Origin of the sequence: Pedobacter sp. Leaf194 (genome assembly GCF_001423945.1) — a bacterium.
Lineage (GTDB): Bacteria > Bacteroidota > Bacteroidia > Sphingobacteriales > Sphingobacteriaceae > Pedobacter.
This window is the reverse complement of the sequence record NZ_LMPU01000009.1, coordinates 291,992-314,666: the sequence shown is the minus strand read 5'-3', so window position 1 is coordinate 314,666 and position 22,675 is coordinate 291,992. Positions and strand designations below refer to the sequence as shown.

Below are 22,675 nucleotides of genomic sequence, written 5' to 3'. Positions count from 1 at the left end.
TAAAGAAATTTTGATGTATGATAAGAAAAAATCAAAGCGCATGCAAACCACCCGCAGTGCAACAGTTGTAAATACGGGCCGTTTGTTTTTTAGCAGGAACTAACTGATTTACCTATTCTATTTTTTTACCTTTCATTGCGGTAGATATCGCAGCATCCATAACACGTTCGGCAAATGGCCGGGTAAACTCATTAAGTTCATCCGCTTTTTTCAGGATAATATCTTTTTCCTGTTCGGCAAGGGCAGTTTTCAATGCTTCGATATGAACTTTCGTTTCAGAAATTTCATCCTCTGTTAGGTGTTCAGCATGTTTTTCTATAAATCTTTCTGCGGTGTAAAGTAACTGTTCACCTTCACTCCGGGCCTCAATCAACATACGCTGCTGCACATCACTCTGTGCAAACTCAATACTATCTAAAAGCATTTTCTCAACGGTATCATCACTCAAACCGTAGCTTGGTGTTACTTCAATCTCCTGTTTTACTCCAGATCTAAGTTCAATAGCCTGAACCGTCAAAATGCCATCAGCATTTAGCAAAAAGTTAATATCTACTTTTGGCAAACCGGCCGGCATCGCTGGAATTCCTTTTAAATCAAACTCGGCAAGCTTACGGTTTTCCTGCACTAAATCACGTTCACCCTGATAAACCGAAATTTTCATATTTACCTGCCCATCAACCGAAGTGGTATACTGGCGGCCAGCCTTGGTTGGAACTTTGCTGTTTCTTGCAATAATTACATCCATTAAACCACCCATTGTTTCAATACCCAATGAAAGTGGCGTAACGTCAAGCAGCAGGATATCCGAACGGTTTCCGGCCAAAACATCGGCCTGAATGGCGGCACCAAGGGCAACTACCTCATCAGGATTAATATTATCTTGCGGCTTTTTGCCGAAGAAATTTTCTACAGCTTGCTTTACAAAAGGGGTACGGGTTGAGCCACCAACTAATATTACTTCGTCAATATTTTCTGAGCTCAAGTCAGCATCTTTCAAAGCGTTTTTACATGCCGAAATCGTCTCTTCAACTTTTGTTGAGATGAGTTGCTCAAACGTCTGTTTATCTAATGTACACCAAATATCACCAACCTTTTCATTGTATAAATTCTGGGTCGATAAAGCTTTCTTCGCAGCTTCTGCTTGCAACCGCAACGTTTGCATTAGAATGTTATCGGTAGCAACCCTGGTGAACTCAAGTTTGTTTTTTTCTATCCAATGGTTTAAAATGGCACGGTCAAAATCATCTCCACCTAAATAAGTGTTCCCATTTGTGGCCAAAACCTCGAAAATTCCATTCTGTATCTGCAGAATCGACACATCGAAGGTTCCGCCACCTAAATCGTAAACTGCAATGGTTTTTTGCTCCGTTGGGTCTAAACCGATACCGTAAGCCAAACTGGCGGCGGTAGGTTCATTTACAATGCGCATCACATCCAGGCCTGCAAGTTTCCCCGCATCACGTGTTGCCTGGCGCTGGCTATCGTTGAAATAGGCAGGAACCGTAATCACCGCACGGTTAACTGGTGTTTTTAAAGCATGCTCGGCCCTGGCCTTAAGTTCTTTCAAAATTTCGGCTGATAATTCTATTGGGGTATAAAACCGGTCGCCAGCCTGGATTTTCACCAAAGCATCGCTATCATCATCGATAATTTTATAAGAGAAAATATCTTTATGTTCCGCAACATCTTTATACGAACGGCCAAGTAATCGTTTTACGGAAAAAATTGTGTTTGCAGGGTCTGTGGTTAAATATTCTTTTGCCTCATTACCTACAATTGCTTCATTTTGGTTGTTGAAATAAACTATAGACGGCACTAAAAGTCCTTTACCGGCATCATTAATTACCTGCGGGTTTTTATCAGGATTGATGAAGGCAACCAAACTATTTGTTGTACCTAAATCTATTCCCACTATAATTTCTTCCTTTTGAAACGAACCTGTAGCAAGGTTAATTGATATTTTTGCCATGTGGCGAATTTACGTAGATTGTTGCAATGTTTCAGGGCTGAAATGTTTTAATGTTGTAAATTAAAGCGGTAAGATTGCGGCTCAAAAAATTGATTGACCAATATGCTGGTGCCTGTAAGAATTGTTAACAGCCGACTATTTTTTGTTCTTTTCCTCAATCCATAGCGACATATACCGGGTGCTTTGTAAAGTATGGTGGTTCAGTATCTGACCTATAAAATTTTTCCGGCGATGGGATTTTAAATCTAATTTGTCAATATCAGCAACAAATTTATCGGCGAAATTCGAGGAAGCGTAGCGTTCATTGATAATACGAATTCCATTTTTTTGTGCGTTATGCCAGGCTGATTTATCCTGATACAACATCGCCGCTCTATCAACAAAAACCACGAAATCATCTTCAACAAACCCGTTCCACTCCAAATTGCCTTTCATTGCTTCGGCACCAACCAGAGTAGTTACCGAGGGCGTGCCAACTTGCATTGCATCGATAAACTTGCCTTTTACGCCGGCGCCAAACTGAATGGGGGCGAGTAAAACCTTATGTTTCGAAATCGTTTCCTGTGCATTGATTGCTCTTCCTTTTACAAAAAATCTTTCCTGCCTGTTTTCCAGTTGCAACACTTTTTGCGATGCATAAGCCCCGTAAATATTCATATTCACGCCAGGCAATTTTTTCCTTAGCAGTGGCCAGATTTTCGTTTTTAAAACTTGAACCGAATTCCAGTTAGGTTCGTGCAGGAAGTTGCCAATAAAGATAAAATCGGTCCTGGCCTCAAATGGAAGCCAATTACTTATGTTTTCGGAACGAATTTCATTTTCTAAAAACGGGAGATAGTATAGCAGAGCAGGTTCGATATTGAAGGTTTCTTCCAGAATTTTGATTTCCACCTCAGAAATTATCAAAGATAGATCACATCTGAGTATTGCTGCCATCTCCCTTTTAGCAGTATCAGAAAATAAATCTACCGGACTTTGTGTTTTATCACTTTGCTGCCGAGCGCTTCGGAGAAAATGTAAATCTTCTGTGTCTAAAATTCTAAGTGCCTCCGGGCATTCTTGCTGCACCCGCCAGCCATACTGCTCTTCTACCATAAATCGATCGAAAAGGACGATTTCCGGATTCAGCGTTTTCAATAATAAATTGAAACTTTCATCATTTAGTTTTATTTGCTGTTCAATAACTTCAGTTTCAGAAAAATCATAACTGAAATCACTTTTAGAAGCCGCAGATGCGAAGGTAATATTGAAACCTTTGCGCAAAAACAAATCAACCAATTGGATCATCCTCGTCCCGGCTGCTGATGAAGTGGGTTCAGGCCATACTAATCCAATAATCAATATCTTTTTTGCACTCATATTTAACTGCAAAGTAAGTCGTTTTTTTTGTCTCCCGTATATCAAACGGAAAAGTTCTAAGTTCATCGCGTAAATCTTTCTGAAACACGCACCATATGTTAAATATTCTTAATTTTGCAGCTCAATCACAAAGACCCGAATGTTAGGATTAAAATTGTTAACAGACCCACGCTGGGCAAATATTGCAGAATCGAACATAGCCGAAATCTTATCTGACCATGCATGGTGCGAACAGAAAGCAGCATCGAATGCCATTACCTTAATCACTCAAAACTCTGAACACCAGGATTTGGTAGATGAATTGACTGCAATTGCTATTGAAGAGATGCAGCACTTTCAAATGGTAATTGAAATTATTAAAGAACGTGGCTACACTTTGAGTCGGGAAAGGAAAGATGATTATGTGGGCCGGTTGGTAAAGTTTAGTAAAAAAGACGGTAGCAGAAATCAGGCCTTTATCGACAGACTTTTATTTGCAGCAATGATTGAAGCCAGAAGCTGTGAACGGTTTCGTGTATTATCTTTAAACATTAAAGATGAAAAGCTCGCTAAATTCTATCATGAACTTATGGTTTCTGAAGCAGGCCATTATACTACATTTTTAAATTTTGCCCGCAAACATAGTGTCGACGTAGATGTTGATAAGCGCTGGAAAGAATGGCTGGAATTTGAGGGTGAGTTAATTCAAAGTTTTGGCAAAAAAGAGGCAATACACGGTTAAAATTTATTGGTTTAAAGGTTAAGTTTATCTGCTGTAAGCCGAGTTTACGCGTTCCCGCTCAACTTTTTTCAATTCTTTCTTATGAATATTCCATAACCAAATTACAATATCCTGATAGCTGTCGATGCCTTTCGGCTGATTATTTAGTTTTAAAAAACTGTCAAAAGCGGCATCCATATAACCGAACATATCACCATTATATTTTCTCCAGAATTCCTTTTCGGTTTTAAAATCAGCCAAAACCCTGGGTTCTATCTTCTCATAAAGTAGTTTGTAATCCTGCGGTGATTTCATTCTAATTTCAAACAAAATATACCTTAACATCTCATAATTAGCCGAGTATTGATAATTAACATCGGGCATATTACTTGCAGTTAAATAGCCTAAAAGATTCGCTTCATCTTCGTAAGATATCCCCAGTTGATGTGCGATTTCGTGGCAGGAAACGTAAGGCTTAACAAAATCTGGTAAAGCCATATTCATATTTGCTTCGCCGGTTAAAGGCGCATAATAGCCCTCTATGCCCGCTTTACTGGTTAGCCAATTGCTTGAAACAGGCTTTAGGCAAGGGTTTTTATAACGAAACAATGAATTTTTGTTTTTCAATAAATCGTATGCTTTCGAAGAGTTTTGCTCTAAATCGTTAATGGAATACGCCGGAATTTTGCTTTGCTTTGATTTTAAACTATTCGTTTTTTTTACAAAATAATCGCCCAGCAGAACCAATTCTTTTACACTATATTTTTCATCTCCAATGCCCAGTTCTTCGCTTACACTTGGCCGACTGTAATTTAAGCCCCAGGCAATTTTGAAAAGAATGTAGAGCACTAAAAAAAAGTTTAGAACTTGCAGCGGAACTATAACGCGGTGTTTTCTATTTAGAGTTTTCCTCTTTCTAAAAAACCTGACAACTTTATAAATAACAAAGCCGATAAGCAATAGATAAACAAGATCGCCAATGGCAAAAGGGAAAATTGAGGAAACAAATCGAAGTGAAGAAGAAATATAAGGGTAAATGCCGGTTGAATAATACGTTAAAACCAGTTTAGGAAACAGGCCGAAAACGAAAATCAGGATGGTTAAACTGATTGAAACCGAAATTCTTTTGTATACCGAATGCTTAAACAAACAATTATGGCCTTTTAAAGATTGGATTTCCATAAGTGTGAGCATGTCATCATCATGGGTTTTGTAAACAAGTGAGTATGTACCGTTTGATTTTGCTTAATAAACAAATATAAAAAACTATCTGGCAAAAGTTAGTCGCTTTCCAATCTGGTCGGTAGTGAACCTGCCTTTTTGGTACGCCAGGTTGCCCGACACAAAAGTATGTGTAACGCTCGCCTGAAAGGTATCTCCATCAAAAGGGCTCCAGCCACATTTATAAAAGTTATTAAGTTTGGTTACTTTCCAGGAGTCTTTCAAATCAACCAAAACTAAATCGGCCCAAAAGCCCTCACGGATGAAACCACGTTTTTCAATATCGAAGCAGATGGCGAGGTTATGAGCAGTTTTTTCTACAATTTTTTCTAAGGATATTTTGCCTTGTAAGTGCATTTCCAGTAAAGCGGGCAAAGCATGTTGCACCAATGGTCCGCCTGATGGTGCTTGCGAATAGGGTTGGTTCTTTTCTTCCAAAGTATGTGGGGCATGGTCTGTGGCGATAACATCAATATTATCATTTAGAATGCCTTGAAGAATGCCATTTTGATCGTGTTCGGTCTTCACAGCAGGATTCCATTTAATAAAGTTACCTTTTGTAGCATAGTCTTTATCATTAAACCACAGGTGATGGACGCAGGCTTCTGCCGTAATTGTTTTAGCAGCTAATGGAATGCTGTTGTCGAACAGTTCAATCTCTTTGGCTGTCGATATATGTAAAATATGAAGTCGGGTTTGGTAGGCTTTAGCCAGTTCGACTGCAAGCGACGAAGATTTGTAACATGCTTCTGCACTGCGAATAAGCGGATGCATTTCTATGGTTAAGTCATCGCCGTATTTTGCCTTAAATTCTGCAAGGTTATGTCGAATTGTGGCTTCATCTTCGCAATGTGTAGCAACGAGAATTGGTGCTTTACTAAAAATATTTTCCAGGGTTTTTTCATTGTCTACCAACATATTTCCTGTTGATGAACCCATAAAAACCTTTATGCCGCAGACATTTTTCGGGTCGGTTTTTAAAACTTCCTCAATATTATCATTGCTGGCACCCATGTAAAATGAATAATTAGCCAACGATGTTTCTGCAGCAATGGCATATTTATCGGCCAGTAAAGCCTGAGATAATGTATTAGGAACCGTGTTTGGCATTTCCATGAACGAGGTAATCCCACCGGCAACGGCAGCCATACTTTCGGTAAAAATATCTGCCTTATGAGTTAAACCCGGCTCGCGAAAATGAACCTGGTCATCAATCATTCCCGGTAAAAGATATTGGCCCTCAGCATTAATTTCCGTTGTATCTTCAGCAGAAATGTTTTGACCGATTTTCTCAATAAATCCATTTTTAATTAACACATCTGCAACAAATTTTTGTCCTTCGTTTACAATTGTGGCGGCTTTTATCAGGTAAGAATTCATGGTTTCAAAGGTAGTAATTTAGTATTAAGTAGTGGCTATCGAGTATCATGTTTGGGCGGATGGAAGTTAGAAATTGAGTTTTTACCACTGTTTTTAGTTAAATAAACCTGATAGAGTGGAAATACTTTTTGCAGCAGTGCTGCGGCAAGCTTGAACTTACAAAGGCAAAAAGATTGGAACGATAGCAGGGCTGCCCCAACCGAAGAATTACCTAAATTGCTTTTCGAAAGAAGATAAGCTGATATAAGTTAATTAACAACAATCAGTTTTTAGTCTTGAGCTTTGGTTGTTAAGCTTTTAGCCTTTCGGCTTAAAAAAGCTATCTTTGTGCGCTATGGCAAAATCGTTCGAAGAATTTAAATTAAACAGGCAAATTTTAAATGCAGTTGCCGATGCAGGTTATACCGTTGCCACGCCGATACAGGAGAAAGCAATTGCGCCTGTGTTATCAGGACAAGATATTTTCGGTATTGCCGAAACGGGAACAGGAAAAACTGCGGCCTTTGTTTTGCCAATTTTAATGCAGTTGAAGTACGCTCAGGGTGAAAATCCGCGGGCTTTAATTTTGTCGCCCACACGGGAGCTGGCCATGCAGATAGCGGAACAGGTAAAGTTGTTTTCTACTTACACGGATTTGCGTTCGCTTGTAATTTTTGGCGGCATCGGACCAAAAACCCAGAAAGAACAGATTGCCAAGGGCGTTGATATTTTGATTGCAACGCCAGGAAGATTTCTTGATTTGTACCTGGCAGGGGATATTAATACTCAAAGCTTGAAGTTTTTGGTTTTAGATGAAGCGGATAAGATGATGGACATGGGCTTTATTGGTTCTATACATCGGATTCTGGAAATTGTGCCACGCAAGCGCCAAAATTTACTTTTTTCTGCAACGATGAGCGATTTGGTACAGAAAATTGCTGGTGATTTTCTAAATAATCCACTTGTTATTGAAGCCTCGGCGCAGGCTACACCAGCTGCAAACGTAACGCAAACGCTGTATTACGTGCCGAATTTTAAGACAAAAATTAACCTGTTACAGCATCTTTTAAAAAATGATGAGGCTTTTAGCCGTCTGATAATTTTTTGTAAAACAAAAACAGTTGCCGATAATATTTTCAGCTTTATTGAACGCAGATATGGTGCAGAAAATGTTCGTGTGATACACGCGAATAAAGGTCAGAATACCAGAATTAATTCTATTACTAGCTTTAAGGAGGGCAATATTCGTGTATTGGTTGCAACAGATGTAGCGAGCAGAGGAATCGATGTGAGCGATGTAAGTCACGTAATTAACTTCGATGTGCCGATTATTATTGAAGATTATGTGCACAGAATTGGCCGTACAGGTAGGGCTTTTGCTAAAGGTGACGCGATTACTTTTGCCACTGATGCGGAAAAATATTATATCCGTAAAATTGAGAAGTTAATTCGTCAGTATATTCCTGTGGCCGAAATTCCGGAGGGTGTTTATATAGATGAAACGCCGTACGAGGAACGCCAGTATATTGCCAAGGAAATTGATATGCAGAAACGCAAGGAAGACCCCGATTTTAAAGGTGCTTTCCACGAGAAAAAACATGCTGCAGCAATTGAGAAAAAAGCGAGGGAAAAGGCAAAAGCGAAGGCAGGGAAGGAAGTTAAGAGTTTTAAGAAAGGTAAGCGTTTCGATAAGAAAAACTAATGAAATTAAGGATTACGCCTTTGAATATTATTGGCGCTGCAGGTTTGGGACTTGCGGTTTTAAACATTATAGCGCCGAAAAATAATGCACCAAGGCAAATAGATTTAAGCGGTTTTTACCTTGTTATTTTAGGGTGCTTAATTCTGGTTACTTTTATTACCGATTTGATTTTCCGTTCTACGTTAAAAGATTTGAAAAGAATCTGGATTGTCGAGTCCGTTTTTATCCTGATTACCTTAATCTTGATGGTAATATTACAAAAAATGACCTAAGTGGTTAAGAGATTATTTACTAAAATCAGCATCTTTGCATCCTTAAAATAATCGATAAATCTGTAAAGTCTTATCGTAATATTCAATTTAAAAGAAATGAAAACAGCAGAAATAAAGTTAACAGTTGAGTTAGACGAGGGCAATAATCCAGATAATATTCTTTGGGAAAGTACCGATTCTGGCAATGCTGATAAGGTGCCCGCCAAAGCCATGTTTTTATCGGTTTGGGATCATAATTACAAGAACACGTTGAAGATAGACCTTTGGACCAAAGATATGCCTGTTGACGAAATGAAACGTTTTTTCTATGAAACCTTGCAAACCATGGGCGATAGCTTTCTGAAGGCTACGAACGAGACCTTGATCGTAGAAGATTTACGGGACTATTGTGCACATTTTGCTGAAAAGATGGGTATTGTTGAGGGACAATAATTGTTTTTATTAAATCAATAGTAAGGTTTTTTAGTCGCAACCTTCAGAAAAAATATAAAAGAAGATGTTAATTCTAAATAAATTCAGGGCCTGGTTGGGTATTTTGTTATGCGTTGTTGCGAGTTTCTGCCCAATCTTGAAAGTGCCTATCAAGGGTAATTGGAATTTGTATCAATCTGATGCCCGATTGTTCTTCATTACGTTTGCTATTCTTGGAGTCGCAGTTCTGTTCTTATTTATCAGAAAAGCAGGTGCATTCCGTTTCATGAGCTTTGTAATGGCTATCTGGTATGTTTTAGCAGTGATTGCAGTTTATTTTACTGCGAATAATTACACTAAATATGGTTTCGCAAATAAATTAATAGGAAAGGTGGTTCATTTCCAATGGGGATGGATTGTGCTTTTGGTTGGTGTTATTTTTATGCTATTTAGCACAAGCCGGAGCGGAAAGATCACTAGTCAAACCATTACCCCTTAAATTGGGCAGTTAGTTTACTTACTTCATATCCTTTTTCCCTGCAACGGGCAACAATCTCATCATGTGTTTTCTTCGCCATTGTTTGATTGCGACTCATGATGAATAAGAACTTCCGATCTGGGTGCCCCACTACAACATAAGAATAGTCGTCAGCAAGCTCAATAATCCAATAATCTACTTTTATTGGCCAAACAAATTGCGCCTGTAGTTCCCCACTTCTTCCTTCATCTGAAGGAAAAATTTTAGAGCTTCTGGAGTAGACTTTTTCGTCTCCAGGCTTTTTGTAAGTTGTAATTACGTTATAATATCCCTCTTTATTAAGCGTGTATTTTGTCGTAGTTTCCCTACTTCCCTTATCGAAAATTGTTGGAATTGAATATAACGAATACCATGTTCCTGAGTATTTTTTAAGGTCTAGCTTAGCCACAGGAGTATTCTTTTCCATTGGAAGATAGCTTAGCATAATCAACAGGACTGCATAAATCGTTTTCATAACAACAATAGGTTTGAGGTTATTTACGCATTATCAATTGAATTGGTTTTTAAAAAACTCGGTAAGGATATTTATAAAGTGGCTTCTTTGAAAGGTTTTTGCTTTTGGCAAGTTGTCGTACTTGTAAGATGCTTGTTTCCATATTTTGCAGAAATGACTTAGTCTGCTATAAAATGATCATTAAAACTATCTTCCAATGGGATATAGATTCTTTCCCATTCATTGCCGTCAATAATTTCCCAGGTGTGGCCTTCGCCTTGAGTATCATTTGCAATCAAAATTATTCCGGGTTCTATGATGAAGGTTTTACCGCTTGTAACTGTAAATTTTAACCTCCCTTTTGTTGTAATTACATATTGCTTCCTGGGTGCAGGGTGCGGGGTATTGTGCAACGAAACATCTGTTTGTGCGAAAAAATAATTAGCGTTGATGTGTTGTCTGGCAGGAATTCGTCCGAGCTCAAAATCACATCTGTTACCGTCGACATTTATTAAGCGGATCGCTTTTAAGTAGGTTGGGGTATCGGCTTTTTCTGAAGTAGTATTCATGTTAAAATTTTATTTCCGTTTGTCCTTTTTGAGAAACTTCTCTTTCATGCTGCAATAACCATTGCTTGCGCCACAAACCGCCAGCATAACCAACAAGTTTTCCATTGCTACCAATAACCCGGTGACAAGGAATGGCTATGGCCAGGTTATTTTTTCCATTGGCCGCTGCAATTGCTCTGATGGCTAATGGATGGTGCGCAGAAAATTTAGCGTAAGATAGCGTTGTCCCATATGGGATAGTGAGTAGATTTTGCCAAACGCCTTGTTGAAACGCAGTTCCTTTTTGTTTAATCGGGAAGTCGAAGGTTGTTAAGTTGCCGTCGAAGTAGTCGGCCAATTGTTTAGCTACCCTCTTCGTTAAATTGTTTTCTACTAATCCTTCGATGGTTTGTTCACCAAAAGTTACCGCATGCACGAAATCATCATCTGCAAGGATGGTTATTTTTCCAATTGGAGAATTTATGAACGATGCGTATTCCATTTTTTTTTCTGCCACAAAGCAAAGATTTACGAATGTACCGGAATTTTTTTTGACAAGTTAAATCATCATTGCTCTGAGTCTTCTGTGTTTCTGTGGCTAATTATTTTTATTTAAGTCAAAATTGGTGCATTAATTTTTGCCACAGAAGCACAGAATTCACCGAACATGGCGGAATATTTTTTTGTTAGTGAAATCATCTTCGCTCTGAGTCTTCTGTGTTTCTGTGGCTAATTATTTTATTTAAGTTAAAATTAGCGGATCAATTGTTTTTGCCACAGAAGCACAGAATTCACCGAATATGGTGCCGTATTTTTTGACAAATTAGATCATCATCCCTCTGAGTCTTCTGTGTTTCTGTGGCTAATTATTTTATTTAATTTAAAGTTGGTGTAATAATTTTTGCCACAGAAGCACAGAATTCACCGAATATGGCGGCGTATTTTTTGACAAGTTAAATCATCTTCGCTCTGAGTATTCTGTGTTTCTGTGGCTAATTTTTCTATGTTAACGTTAAACAATATTACAACAATCCAACAATTTTAACTTACAATATTTATCAATAAAAGTATCTTTGCGTTTATGCAATTGGCCAAAGAGGTTAAATATTTAATCCACAAAGAAGTACTATTGGAGTGGCGCTCAAAATATACCATCAACGGTGTGTTGCTCTATGTCGTTTCAACTATTTTTACTTGCTATTTATCTTTTGTAATTCTCAGCGAGAAAGAGAGATTGATCTGGAATGCGCTTTTTTGGATTATTATGCTCTTTGCATCAATCAATGGGGTCTCGAAAAGTTTTCTTCAGGAGAGTAGAGGACAGCAACTGTACAGCTATTTGTTAGCTAGCCCTGGTGCAGTACTTATATCAAAAACAATTTATAACACGATGCTGATGCTGGTGCTTACTACCGTGGCTTTGGGCTTCTATATGCTAGTATTTAATGATTACACACCACCCGATTTACTCCTCTATTACGTAGCTGTGGTACTCGGAAGCATCAGCTTTTCAACGGTTTTTACCATGGTTTCGGCAATAGCAAGCAAAGCTGGAAATGGGGGCATGCTCATGGCGATCTTAAGTTTTCCAATCATTATTCCTGTACTAATATTGCTTATAAAGCTTGCGAAAAACGCTGTTGATGGCTTGCCATGGGAAAATAGTTATGATGAAATCGCGATGCTTTTGGTTGTGAATGTGCTTACGGTAGCAACCTCGTTATTGTTATTTCCTTATCTTTGGCGTGATTAATATTGATTAAGCAATTAGAAAATGAAGGACTGGTTGAAAGTTATCTCTTTTAAAAAATGTTGAATCAGAAATAGTGAATTGAGGGATTGTTGTATCAATCATTCAGTAGTCACTCATTAAAAATTATAGATGTATGAATAAAACTTGGTGGAAAATTTTGGGTTCTGTATTGGTTATTTACACCGCTATTGCCGGCTTATTACTTGGCGTACCTCGTTTGCCTATTTTAAATGAATCTATCAGGAACCTTTACTTTCATGTACCAATGTGGTTTGCAATGATTGTGTTGTTTTCAATCTCTGTTTTTTACAGTATAAAATCTTTAAGCTCCAAAAGTGAAGTGGATGATATCAAAGCTGTTGAAAGCGTAAATGCAGGAATTATTTTCGGCCTTTTGGGTTTGGTAACCGGCGCCATCTGGGCCAAATATACCTGGGGCCAGTTTTGGAGTTTTGACCCAAAACAAAATTTCGCAGCCATCTCCGTCCTTCTGTATTTTGCTTATTTAATTCTTCGCAATGCGATAGATGAAGAGCAAAAAAGAGCTAAAATTTCTGCTATCTACAACATTTTTGCTTTCCCAATGATGGTTGTTTTACTTTTCGTTTTACCGCGGTTAAAAGACTCCTTACACCCAGGAAACGGTGGTAACCCCGGTTTTAACAGCTATGATTTAGATAGCCGTATGCGCATGGTTTTTTATCCTGCTTGCCTCGGCTGGATACTAATTGGCTACTGGGTGTACACCATTCGTTTCAGACTTCGTTCGCTGGAAAATAAACAGCAAATGAATTAGCTTGATAATTAAAATAAGAGAACAAAAAAATAATTGCCGAACATTCATTACCAAAATTTCAAAACACAAATGAAAAAGATATTGTTTTCCCTAATATTTACGCTTTTTACTGTCCAGTTATTTGCCCAGGATAATGGTGTAGAAATGGCAGATAAATTGCGCAGCGATGGTAAAATTTACGTAGTTGTAACCTGTATTGTTATCATTCTTGTTGGTTTGCTGGCTTACCTGTTCTCAATCGATAAAAGATTAAAAAAAATCGAAAGAGAAAACTTACCTAAAAACTAAGTTTAAACAATTTAAAGCTATTTTTTGCGCTTGATAAGATTGGTGTCGGGTTTACACTAAGTGTTTTTTCATTTGGATATATGCGTTTTTTTTAGGCAATTTTGCGGCATACTTAATTCATAAAAATAAAAAATGGCTAATCTAGCAGACGAGAACAAGTTTTTTGCTGATGTATGCAAGAACTTTGACAGTGCGGCTCAATTCACCAATCATCCTGAAGGTTTATTGAACCAGATTAAAGCGTGTAATAGTGTTTATCGTTTCCAATTCCCAATTCGTCGTGGAAACGGTTTTGAAGTAATTGATGCCTGGCGTGTTGAACACTCGCATCACATGAGCCCAACAAAAGGCGGTATCCGCTACAGCGAAATGGTTAATGAAGATGAAGTTATGGCGCTTGCAGCCTTAATGACATACAAATGTGCTATTGTGAACGTTCCTTTCGGCGGCGCCAAAGGGGGTATCAAAATAAATACTAAACAATACAGTGTTGCCGAGCTAGAAACCATCACCCGTCGCTACACTACAGAATTAATTAAGAAAAATTTTATCGGTCCCGGTATAGACGTTCCTGCACCAGATTATGGTTCTGGAGAACGCGAAATGAGTTGGATAGCGGATACTTACATGACTATGAATCCGGGTCAGCTTGATGCTTTAGGTTGCGTAACCGGAAAGCCAATTGCTTTACACGGTATCCGTGGGCGGAAGGAAGCTACGGGTCGCGGTGTGGCTTATGCAGTTCGCGAATGTGTGGATGTTGCTGAAGATATGGCTAAAATCGGTTTTAAAGCTGGTTTGGGCGATAAAAGAGTTATTGTTCAGGGTTTGGGAAATGTGGGCTACCATTCAGCTAAATTTTTAGCCGAATTTGGCGCTACAATTGTTGGTTTGTGCGAATTCGAAGGTGCAATCTACAATCCTAATGGCTTAAATGTCGATGAAGTTTTTGCACACCGTAAAAACACCGGTTCAATTTTAGGTTTTCCTGGTGCAACCGATTTTAAAAATTCGATGGACGGTTTGGAGCAAGATTGCGACATTCTTGTACCTGCGGCATTGGAAAATCAGTTTACAGAGCATAACATTCGCAACGTTAAGGCGAAAATTATTGCCGAAGGCGCAAACGGACCAACGACGCCGGAAGCAGAGGCAATTTTTACAGAAATGGGTGGTATCATCATTCCAGATATGTATTGCAACGCTGGCGGTGTTACCGTTTCATACTTCGAGTGGTTAAAAAACCTTTCTCATGTGGCTTTTGGCCGTATGGAAAACCGTTACGCAGCTAATTCAAACGCCAACCTAATTAACACTTTAGAAAACTTGACGGGCAAAACGATACTTCCCGAGCATCGTCTAATGATTGTTAAAGGGGCATCCGAAATCGAATTGGTAAACTCTGGTTTGGAAGATACCATGATCCATTCTTACCACGAAATTCGCGAGACTTTGGTAAACAAGCCTGCAACAAAAACTTTAAGAACTGCAGCTTTTGTTAATTCAATTGATAAAATTGCGGTTTCTTACATGAATTTGGGCGTTTGGCCTTAATAAGAAAGAGTACACACAGGAGGAAGGTCTAAGGCTCTTTCCCTCGATATACTTAAAAAACCCTTGCAGATGTAAATTTGCAAGGGTTTTTTGTTTTGGAAATGTGCGGTTCTGTGTTTGTAGGGTAGGGTTGTTCCCGCTTTCGTTCCAATCTTTTGTGAATGTCAGTGTGAGCCTGATGAAGACCTTGCAACAAAAGTATTTCCACATTAATCGGGTTTAGATACAAAAGTATGTTTGGGAAGGTTGCGCAACAAGTCATCCTTCAGAAAGAAGTGGAGAGACCTTTTAAAAAACTAAGATTGAGATTTTCTCACGAATATTCGGGATTTTGTTTCAGGTGAAATGAGGATTGATATCAAAATCCTTTCAGTAACTGATACAGCGAATTGATATCCTTATTAACGAATGCTAATCTACCATCAACTTTAATTTTGCCATTTTCCTGCTTGTTCCCGTTAACCTCCAGCAATGCTAAATTCTTTGTATAACGAGTGAACAGAGGATGATTTATTTGCTTATTCAGTTTTAAAAAATTAACCTTCAAAGCGAAAAAATTGTTTGATGATTCAGTAGAATCTCCAACTTTACTACCCTTGCTTGTGCTTAAAACCAGTCGTTCATTATCTCCGCCAACAAATACGTTATATAGCGGAAATACCGATTTGTTAACAATACCGCTATCTAAATTGATGATACTCCTGCTACTCAAATATTTCTTTAAACCAATGGCATCTGCTGAAATATTTAAAACGAAATTCGGTACATCTCTTTTTTGCAATGTTACTTTCTCAACCTTCTCAAAATCATCATTGTAGTCATAAGTAATTATCGAGTCGATTTGTTGAGTGGTGTTTACCCATTCAAAATCGAGATACCTTTGATAATATTTGGCTATGCTGTCTCGTTCCAAGCTAGTGTTTTTAAGTATTAGAGTTTGCTTAGCTGTTCTTTTAAAATCTGCATTTACCCAAAAACTAATAGCACTTTCGTTGTTAAACTTTCTGTAGACTGGTTTTGCGGCAGGAATTATACTTTTAGAAACAAACTCGTCAGTTAAGTTTATTGTTCCCTTACCAAAATTCAAGGTGCCAAAGTGCTCGCCATCTGCAAAAGCAACATGTTCGGTTGAGTTCTTAACCAAATCGAAATTGCTCTTGCCAACTTCAATAAAATCTTTTTGATTTAAGACATTCTTTAATATCAGCTCGAACTTAATTACCTCAGTGGAAATTGCAATCGCTGCATATTTTGTATTATAATAAACTGCAATATTGCCTGTTTTTGATTTTGAATAATTGCCGTTTTTTCCGCTTTTAACTACCTGCAATTTAAGGGTACTTAATAGAAAATGCTCAAAACGATCTAGCTCCTTAATTTCAAACCTCGAAAAAAAAGCCGTTTTTGGTTGATTTTTAAGGGTATACAAATAAATACTTGCAGGAATTTTTAATCCATGGTCAAAATCTTCAACCTTCGGTTTAGTGGTTTTGTTTGTGTCCGATTTGAAATAATAGCCAGGGTTTGAAATCAAGTTAGCCGCAATACTTTTGTAAATCTCATCAATGTTAAGCTTTACCAAAGAAGTAGCGTTTTTAGGGATGGAAACTCCATTGGCTTTATACTGCCTGTACTTGAATGTGCCTAGAAAAAAAATAAGCAGTAATAAAATTATCACTACTGTTATTTTTAAAAGTTTCTTCATGAGACTATTTTAAAAGATTTTGCCACAAGAAACACGAGGTAACACCGAAAAACTTAGCACTTATTCTGCGGTTTTGTTGGCGGATGTTATTTCGATGCATTCTCAATTAAAGAAAACAAATATTTTAAGGCATTTTCATGGCCGTTTGATATTTCTGCACTTATATCAGCTGAAACGACATTACCTTTTATTGGATTTGATTTCATGTAAACATTTCCCATTTTCCCCAAAGTTTCGTTGAATTTCTTAGCCGTTTCTTCACCGCCAATTTCTTCGGTAGGAACTTTACCCACCAAATTTTTGGCGTTAAATAAGAAGCTAAAATTGTTTTTGGCTAACAAGGTTCTATGTGCTTTTGTTATTGCCGGTTTAAAAGTGTTATCACTGATGCTTTCCATTTCGACGATGGAATTGCCGAAAAATACGATTCCATCTTTTATCATAAAGTAAATATCAACCGGACTTTTCTTCTCTTCAATTTTATAGATGTTATTCTTTAGAGATACATAATTTTTATGCATACCATATTTAATCAGCTTGTTCATCAGGCGGTTATCTTCTGATGAAAACATGAACAAGAAATCTGGCAAGGTTTCTTGTTTTGTTTTCGTTACTTCTTTTTGGTTGTAATCATCGTCATATTCGTAAGAAGTGTACGTTACATCTTTTGTATTTAAACCGTTAATTACAAACAATGCGTCGCCTTTTACAACTTCGCTTACAGCCTCCTCATCTAATAAAAGTGAAAATAAGTCAGTTCCTAACTCAATTTCTTCCTCCATATTCCGACCTAGAAAAGCGCCGTAAGTCTGTTTCATTAACTTAGGGAATTCCTCCAGATAGGCTTTTGTATCGATAGAATACCCCATAAAGCCAATTGCTTTCTCGCTATTTACATATTTCAGGAATTTTTTGTTCATCTTCCTGTCCATAATTTTTTTGTAAGCATCTGCCTGGTCTTTCGCCAACGTTATACCTGTCGAAATCCTGAAGCTCTTATCATCCATAAAAAGCTTGGCGCCTAAACTACCGTAGCCCTGCATTAAACCGGTTTTTCCGTACGTGCCAAACTCGGGCGCAACCGAATTGTACACATCTTGTAAGCTCGCAACCCAAAGCTCGGCAATTGCCTTATTATCCAAACTGGCTGAATAAGATTTATTGCTCTCAATCGATTCGTAACTGGAATTAAAAATTTTATCTGCCTGAGCCGTCATCCATACAAAAGCAAGCTGTTTTTTCTTCGCATCTTGTTCAGCTCTTTCTTTTTGATACTCGTCGTACTGCTCGTCGCCATAGGGATTCTGTGAGGCCATCATCGCACTATCAACCGGAATTTCCTGCACTATCGGTTCGTCAATTACTTTAACCTTGGGCGCTTTAACGGTCTTTGAAACACCTTTTTTACCTTTCGAATTTTTGACTTTCTTTTTAAACTTAGTCGTTTTTTTCTTTGACGTTTGTTTTATTGCAGCCTTTTTTTGAATTTGTTCTTTCTGAATGATGGGCGGCGGAACATCGGTGACCTCAACAAGTACAGGTTCGGCTGTTGTTGCATAAGTTGAATCGACGGTAACCATTGCGCTGTCTGTTAAATCATCGTAGCTATTCTGATAACGAATATCTTTTATACCATATCGAGCAGATTTTGCGGAATCAGCGAAAAAAGAACTTTTTATGCTGCCGGTAACAAAATACATCATGCTGTTGTTCCACTTAATAATGCTTGTACTGTCGGGCAGGATCATGGTTCTTACATCGCCATCTTTCTTTATCTTTTTATCTTTATCGTTTATCAGGTTTTCAAATTTTGTAGCGTCTTTGAGCGGAATTAGAAAACAGTTGTAGCTAATACTATCCGTTAACTGATTAAAGTAGTACATGTTTTTTTCGAGATTAATCCCAAAATCTTCAATACTTGAAAACGTTTTATCAAGTGATTTAGACGTTTCTGTGAGTAGTTTTTTTCCTACGAACGACTCGTTAAAGTCTTTCACAAACATCAGTTTAAATACATTATCGCCTTTAATTGTGGCAACTGTAAAGGCATTAGCCGGAATTTTCTTCACTAAATCCTGAGCGTAATTTAGCTTGGTTAATAATAGGAGGGCGGCGGCAAGTAGAACTTTTTTCATTTTTATTTAGATAGTTGTATTTGGTTGGAAACATTTGTTTTTCCATTTATTAAATCCATTATGCTACTTTTTAGCATCACGGCTTTTTTAGATTTAGACACGTTTGATGCCGGGTTACTGGTACTTGTAACCGGCGATTCGAAGCGGTAAATACTGGTATAGGTTGCGCCGTTAAAAACAGCTTTATCTTTAGTTTTTAATTTATTAAATTCGGCTTTTGCAGTGGCTACCGGTTGATATTTCCTTATAAATGTTTTGCCGATTTTATTAAAGCTGTAAGACGAAGTATTTGTAGCTTTTATTTTTTGGCGGGCCAAAATGTTTTTAGTGATGTTATTTATGTTTGAAACATCTTTAAAAGTAAAGCTTATCGTAGCGATATAATTGTTGAAATCGCTGCTGCTTTTAACATTTGATATTCCTTCAGATTTTTTGAGGTAGGCAACTGCCTCGCTCAGTTCTTGTTGAATCTTCTGTTTGCTGGGTACTTTATAGCCCTGCACGCTATCTAAAAGCATTACTGATGCAACTTTAGTTCTACTTTGGCTTAAATTAATGGTAAGTACAACATCTCCGGTTCCATCGTTTCGCATAGAAATTTCTTCAATAACCTCGAAGCAGGAACTAAACAAAGGAATCAAAAAGGCAAATAGAACGAGTTTGTAGAACTGTTTAAGGTTCATAAATATTAGTGATTTTGGTTTACGGCACCTGTTATAAATGATAAATTACCTGAATGGCCCAAACTTAATGATAATGCCTGAACTTTGAATCGATTTGTGTGTGCAACTGATGTTTTTTATGCGATGGGTGCGTTAACGATGGAAGCGGCATCCTTTTTGGCTTTTTCTGCCAAAAAGATAAAGCGGACAGCGTGTTGAAACGCCAAAAAAATTATTTTTCAAGGTTTGCAGAAATCCTGGATTCCATCAGCTAATTGTCAATATAAAGACAAGAAAAATGTAAAAGAACGTTCGCTATGGCTATTTTTCTATCTTTGTTGCCAGCTTTTACAATAACATATACAATGAAAAAAAGTGCAATTATTGGTCTAATTACCATTGCTATTTCGGTTGGAATCTTATTCAGTTTAAATGCGAATACAGATACTTACTCAAATTTTAGGGAGGCAACTGCTTCTCAAAAGGAAGAACACGTAATGGGTTACTGGGATAAATCTCAAGGCACATACTATGATGCCGCGAAAGATGCCAATCATTTCTCTTTCCACATGAAAGATGAAAAAGGCGAAATCCGTGAAGTGGTTTACAATGGTACGAAACCCCAGGATTTTGAAAAATCGGAGAAGCTGGTTCTTATAGGCCGGATGGACAAGGATAAATTTTATGCCTCGAAAATTTTAATGAAATGCCCGTCTAAATACAACGATAACCTTGTTGAGATTAATAAAGACGGTAAGGTTGATGAAGTAGGTAAGTACGGCGAGAAAAAATATAACTAATTTAATGGATATTCAATTTATAGGCGAAAACCTGTTGCCGGGCAAAATCGGACAGTTTTTTATTGTGCTGGCGTTTAGTGCATCTTTACTTTCCACTATCGCATATTTTTATGCCAGTCGCGATAAAAATTTAGAAGATAATTCCTGGAGAAACCTTGGTAGAATTGGATTTCTTGTAAACTGGATGAGTATCATTGGTATTGGTGCAACTCTTTTTTACCTCATTCTTGGTCATTACAACGAGTATAGTTACGTTTACTGGCACTCTTCGAAAGAGTTGCCTATTTATTATATTGTTTCTGCTTTTTGGGAAGGGCAGGAAGGAAGTTTTTGGCTTTGGGCTTTTTGGCAATCATTTTTAGGTGCATTATTAATTTGGAAAGCCAAAACCTGGGAGCGCCCGGTAATGACGGTTGTTGCATTCTCGCAAGTGTTTTTAACCTCGATGATGCTTGGTGTAGAAATTTTTGGTGAGCGTATTGGTAGTTCGCCATTCATTTTGCTCAGAGAGTCGCTTGATTTAAAATCAATGGCTCCGGTCGTTTTTGCCAACCCTGAAAACTTTGCTAATTATTTAAAATTTATAACCGATGGAAGGGGTTTAAACCCGCTGTTGCAAAACTATTGGATGGTTATCCACCCGCCAACGCTATTTTTAGGTTTTGCGAGTATGGTTGTTCCTTTCGCTTACGGAATTGCGGCCCTTTGGCAAAAACGCTATAAAGAATGGATTAAACCTGCAATGCCCTGGACGCTTTTTGCCGTTATGGTTTTGGGAACCGGGATTATCATGGGTTCTTTCTGGGCTTATGAAGCACTTAACTTCGGTGGTTTCTGGGCGTGGGACCCCGTTGAAAATGCATCCTTGATACCATGGTTAACGCTAATTGGTGCAGTACACGTTATGATCGCTTATAAAAACACTGGTCATGCTTATTTTACAGCAATTGCACTGGTTTTCTTAAGCTTTTTGTTGGTGCTTTATGCATCTTTTTTAACCCGGAGTGGTATTTTAGGTGACACATCTGTGCACTCATTCACAGATATGGGCATGTTCGGCCACCTGATTCTTTATAATGTTGTGTTCGCTGTTTTAGCAGTGTTTTTGATTGTCAAAAGGTGGAAGGAACTTCCTATTACCACAAAGGATGAAGAAACCTATTCGCGGGAATTTTGGATGTTTATTGGTGCGCTTGTAGTAACGATTGCCTGTATTCAGGTTATTTTTTCTACCTCTGTTCCGGTATTCAACAAGGCTTTCGGTACAAAATTTTCGCCCCCGATTGATGCTGTAAAATATTACAATCAATGGCAGGCACCATTTGCAGTTTTAATTACGCTAATCTCAGGGTTTTCTCAATATTTAAAATACAAAAGAACCGACCCACGCAAATTCTACAGCAGTTTGGTTTCTGCAATTTTATTTGCCGCGGTTTTAACCGCTGGTTTGGTTTACGTAACAGGAATTTACACAAACACCATGTACATTCTAATTACGTTTAGTTGTTTGTTTGCGATACTTTCTAATGCAACAATTTTATACACAGCATTTGGCGGGAAGGCAAAATTAGCTGGCTCTGCAATTGCACACATCGGTTTTGCCTTTCTTATTTTAGGTGCCTTAATTTCGGCCGCTACAAATAAGCCGATATCTATAAATGCGAATAATTTTATTCCCGTTAAGGATTTTGAAAAAACGGAAAAACCTGGTGAAAACATTATGTTGTATAAGAACGAACCCAAAAAAATGGGTAAGTATACTGTAACTTATGTGAGCGACACCACGCGGTTACCAAATACTATTTATACGCTTAATTTTAAGGTTTATAATGATGAGGGCAAGCTGAAAGAAGATTTCAATCTGCATCCGCATGTTCAGGATAATGAAAAAATGGGCCTGATAGCCTCGCCTGATACCAAGCATTATTTAACTTACGATGTGTATACGCACATAACGAGTGCGGCAATTAAGAAGACCTCGCATGATGACCATGAAGGGCATTCTGATGATGAAAATTACAAAGCACCACGTATTGTAAAAGTTGCTGCAGGAGATACCATCCACACATCGAGCGGGATTATTACTGTAAAAGCGTTAAATAACCAGCCAAAGGCGAAGGATTTAGCTTTAGCAAAAGGTGATTTTGCCGTTGGATTGCCATTGGAAATTAATGCTGCGGGGAAAATCTACGACACCGAGCCAATATTTTTAATTAAAGGCAACAATACTTTTGATTTCGCGAGGAAGGTTGATGAACTTGATTTAAAGTTCCGCTTTTCCAAAGTGCTTCCGGATGAGAAGAAAGTAGAATTGCAGATTTTCGAAAAACCGCAACAGGCTAAAGACTGGGTAGTGTTTAAGGCAATAGAATTTCCTTACATTAACTTGTATTGGGCAGGTACAATTATTATGGTTATAGGCTTCTTGCTGTCGATTTTCAGACGTCGGAAAGAGGCTAAAACTGCGTAA

21 protein-coding genes are annotated in these 22,675 nt (G+C 38.0%); 11 read left to right on the top strand and 10 right to left on the bottom strand.

Annotated features, from left to right (window positions below):
• Positions 1-112: 112 nt before the first annotated feature.
• Together dnaK and ASG14_RS11585 are read right to left on the bottom strand one after the other, a co-directional pair.
• Complete coding sequence (gene dnaK, locus ASG14_RS11590; protein ID WP_056871229.1) at positions 113-1,969, bottom strand: molecular chaperone DnaK; 1,857 nt, start codon at positions 1,967-1,969, stop codon at positions 113-115.
• A 135-nt stretch (positions 1,970-2,104) separates the two neighbouring features.
• On the bottom strand, positions 2,105-3,328 hold the full coding sequence (locus ASG14_RS11585) for a glycosyltransferase (protein ID WP_082491533.1): 1,224 nt from the start codon (positions 3,326-3,328) through the stop codon (positions 2,105-2,107).
• A gap of 139 nt (positions 3,329-3,467) precedes the next feature.
• Here ASG14_RS11585 and ASG14_RS11580 point away from each other — a divergent pair, with 139 nt between their 5' ends.
• Positions 3,468-4,049 (top strand): tRNA-(ms[2]io[6]A)-hydroxylase, encoded by a 582-nt coding sequence (locus ASG14_RS11580; RefSeq protein WP_056871227.1) that lies wholly within the window; start codon positions 3,468-3,470, stop codon positions 4,047-4,049.
• A 24-nt stretch (positions 4,050-4,073) separates the two neighbouring features.
• On the opposite strand, the gene ASG14_RS11575 is transcribed toward ASG14_RS11580, so the two are convergent.
• Positions 4,074-5,210 carry a DUF3810 domain-containing protein gene (locus ASG14_RS11575; protein ID WP_082491531.1) on the bottom strand — a complete coding sequence of 379 codons (1,137 nt, stop codon included), beginning with the start codon at positions 5,208-5,210 and terminating at the stop codon, positions 4,074-4,076.
• An 84-nt stretch (positions 5,211-5,294) separates the two neighbouring features.
• Positions 5,295-6,629 (bottom strand): dihydroorotase, encoded by a 1,335-nt coding sequence (locus tag ASG14_RS11570; RefSeq protein ID WP_056871226.1) that lies wholly within the window; start codon positions 6,627-6,629, stop codon positions 5,295-5,297.
• A 334-nt stretch (positions 6,630-6,963) separates the two neighbouring features.
• Here ASG14_RS11570 and ASG14_RS11565 point away from each other — a divergent pair, with 334 nt between their 5' ends.
• The 4 genes from ASG14_RS11565 (at position 6,964) to ASG14_RS11550 (ending at position 9,492) form a co-directional block, all read left to right on the top strand.
• On the top strand, positions 6,964-8,310 hold the full coding sequence (locus ASG14_RS11565; protein WP_056871225.1) for a DEAD/DEAH box helicase: 1,347 nt from the start codon (positions 6,964-6,966) through the stop codon (positions 8,308-8,310).
• Positions 8,310-8,582 carry a hypothetical protein gene (locus tag ASG14_RS11560; RefSeq protein WP_056871224.1) on the top strand — a complete coding sequence of 91 codons (273 nt, stop codon included), beginning with the start codon at positions 8,310-8,312 and terminating at the stop codon, positions 8,580-8,582. The genes ASG14_RS11565 and ASG14_RS11560 overlap by 1 nt, the downstream gene beginning before the upstream one ends.
• 96 nt (positions 8,583-8,678) lie before the next feature.
• On the top strand, positions 8,679-9,014 hold the full coding sequence (gldC, locus tag ASG14_RS11555) for a gliding motility protein GldC (RefSeq protein WP_056871223.1): 336 nt from the start codon (positions 8,679-8,681) through the stop codon (positions 9,012-9,014).
• 64 nt (positions 9,015-9,078) lie between these two features.
• Positions 9,079-9,492 (top strand): hypothetical protein, encoded by a 414-nt coding sequence (locus ASG14_RS11550; protein ID WP_056871222.1) that lies wholly within the window; start codon positions 9,079-9,081, stop codon positions 9,490-9,492.
• Here the strand turns inward: ASG14_RS11550 and ASG14_RS11545 are convergent.
• The 3 genes from ASG14_RS11545 to ASG14_RS11535 all read right to left on the bottom strand — a co-directional run bounded on the left by ASG14_RS11545 (position 9,482) and on the right by ASG14_RS11535 (position 11,029).
• A complete protein-coding gene (locus tag ASG14_RS11545; protein ID WP_056871221.1) occupies positions 9,482-9,985 on the bottom strand; it encodes a lipocalin family protein in 504 nt (167 codons plus the stop codon). The two genes, ASG14_RS11550 and ASG14_RS11545, sit on opposite strands and share 11 nt — an antisense overlap.
• 158 nt (positions 9,986-10,143) lie before the next feature.
• Positions 10,144-10,533, bottom strand: a complete 390-nt coding sequence (locus ASG14_RS11540; RefSeq protein WP_056871220.1) for a hypothetical protein — start codon at positions 10,531-10,533, stop codon at positions 10,144-10,146.
• A gap of 1 nt (position 10,534) precedes the next feature.
• The gene (locus tag ASG14_RS11535; protein ID WP_235528572.1) at positions 10,535-11,029 is read right to left on the bottom strand and encodes a methylated-DNA--[protein]-cysteine S-methyltransferase; all 495 of its coding nucleotides are present in this window, start codon (positions 11,027-11,029) and stop codon (positions 10,535-10,537) included.
• A 564-nt stretch (positions 11,030-11,593) separates the two neighbouring features.
• Here ASG14_RS11535 and ASG14_RS11530 point away from each other — a divergent pair.
• The 4 genes from ASG14_RS11530 (at position 11,594) to ASG14_RS11515 (ending at position 14,903) form a co-directional block, all read left to right on the top strand.
• The gene (locus ASG14_RS11530) at positions 11,594-12,265 is read left to right on the top strand and encodes a heme exporter protein CcmB (protein WP_056871219.1); all 672 of its coding nucleotides are present in this window, start codon (positions 11,594-11,596) and stop codon (positions 12,263-12,265) included.
• 133 nt (positions 12,266-12,398) lie between these two features.
• Positions 12,399-13,061, top strand: coding sequence for a cytochrome c biogenesis protein CcsA (gene ccsA / locus ASG14_RS11525; RefSeq protein ID WP_056871218.1), 663 nt, complete (start codon positions 12,399-12,401; stop codon positions 13,059-13,061).
• Between the two features lie 69 nt (positions 13,062-13,130).
• Entirely contained in the window at positions 13,131-13,349 is a 219-nt protein-coding gene (locus tag ASG14_RS11520) for a CcmD family protein (RefSeq protein ID WP_056871217.1), read from the top strand.
• A 132-nt stretch (positions 13,350-13,481) separates the two neighbouring features.
• Entirely contained in the window at positions 13,482-14,903 is a 1,422-nt protein-coding gene (locus ASG14_RS11515; RefSeq protein ID WP_056871216.1) for a Glu/Leu/Phe/Val dehydrogenase, read from the top strand.
• Positions 14,904-15,261: 358 nt separating this feature from the next.
• On the opposite strand, the gene ASG14_RS11510 is transcribed toward ASG14_RS11515, so the two are convergent.
• The 3 genes from ASG14_RS11510 to ASG14_RS11500 all read right to left on the bottom strand — a co-directional run bounded on the left by ASG14_RS11510 (position 15,262) and on the right by ASG14_RS11500 (position 19,426).
• Positions 15,262-16,608, bottom strand: a complete 1,347-nt coding sequence (locus ASG14_RS11510) for a hypothetical protein (protein WP_056871215.1) — start codon at positions 16,606-16,608, stop codon at positions 15,262-15,264.
• An 86-nt stretch (positions 16,609-16,694) separates the two neighbouring features.
• Positions 16,695-18,743: a hypothetical protein gene (locus ASG14_RS11505; protein WP_056871214.1), complete on the bottom strand. Its 2,049-nt coding sequence runs from the start codon at positions 18,741-18,743 to the stop codon at positions 16,695-16,697.
• A gap of 2 nt (positions 18,744-18,745) precedes the next feature.
• On the bottom strand, positions 18,746-19,426 hold the full coding sequence (locus ASG14_RS11500; RefSeq protein WP_056871213.1) for a hypothetical protein: 681 nt from the start codon (positions 19,424-19,426) through the stop codon (positions 18,746-18,748).
• Positions 19,427-19,770: 344 nt separating this feature from the next.
• On the opposite strand from ASG14_RS11500, the gene ASG14_RS11495 reads away from it, so the two are divergent.
• Both ASG14_RS11495 and ASG14_RS11490 read left to right on the top strand, forming a co-directional pair.
• On the top strand, positions 19,771-20,205 hold the full coding sequence (locus tag ASG14_RS11495; protein ID WP_056871212.1) for a cytochrome c maturation protein CcmE: 435 nt from the start codon (positions 19,771-19,773) through the stop codon (positions 20,203-20,205).
• A 4-nt stretch (positions 20,206-20,209) separates the two neighbouring features.
• On the top strand, positions 20,210-22,675 hold the full coding sequence (locus ASG14_RS11490) for a heme lyase CcmF/NrfE family subunit (RefSeq protein ID WP_056871211.1): 2,466 nt from the start codon (positions 20,210-20,212) through the stop codon (positions 22,673-22,675).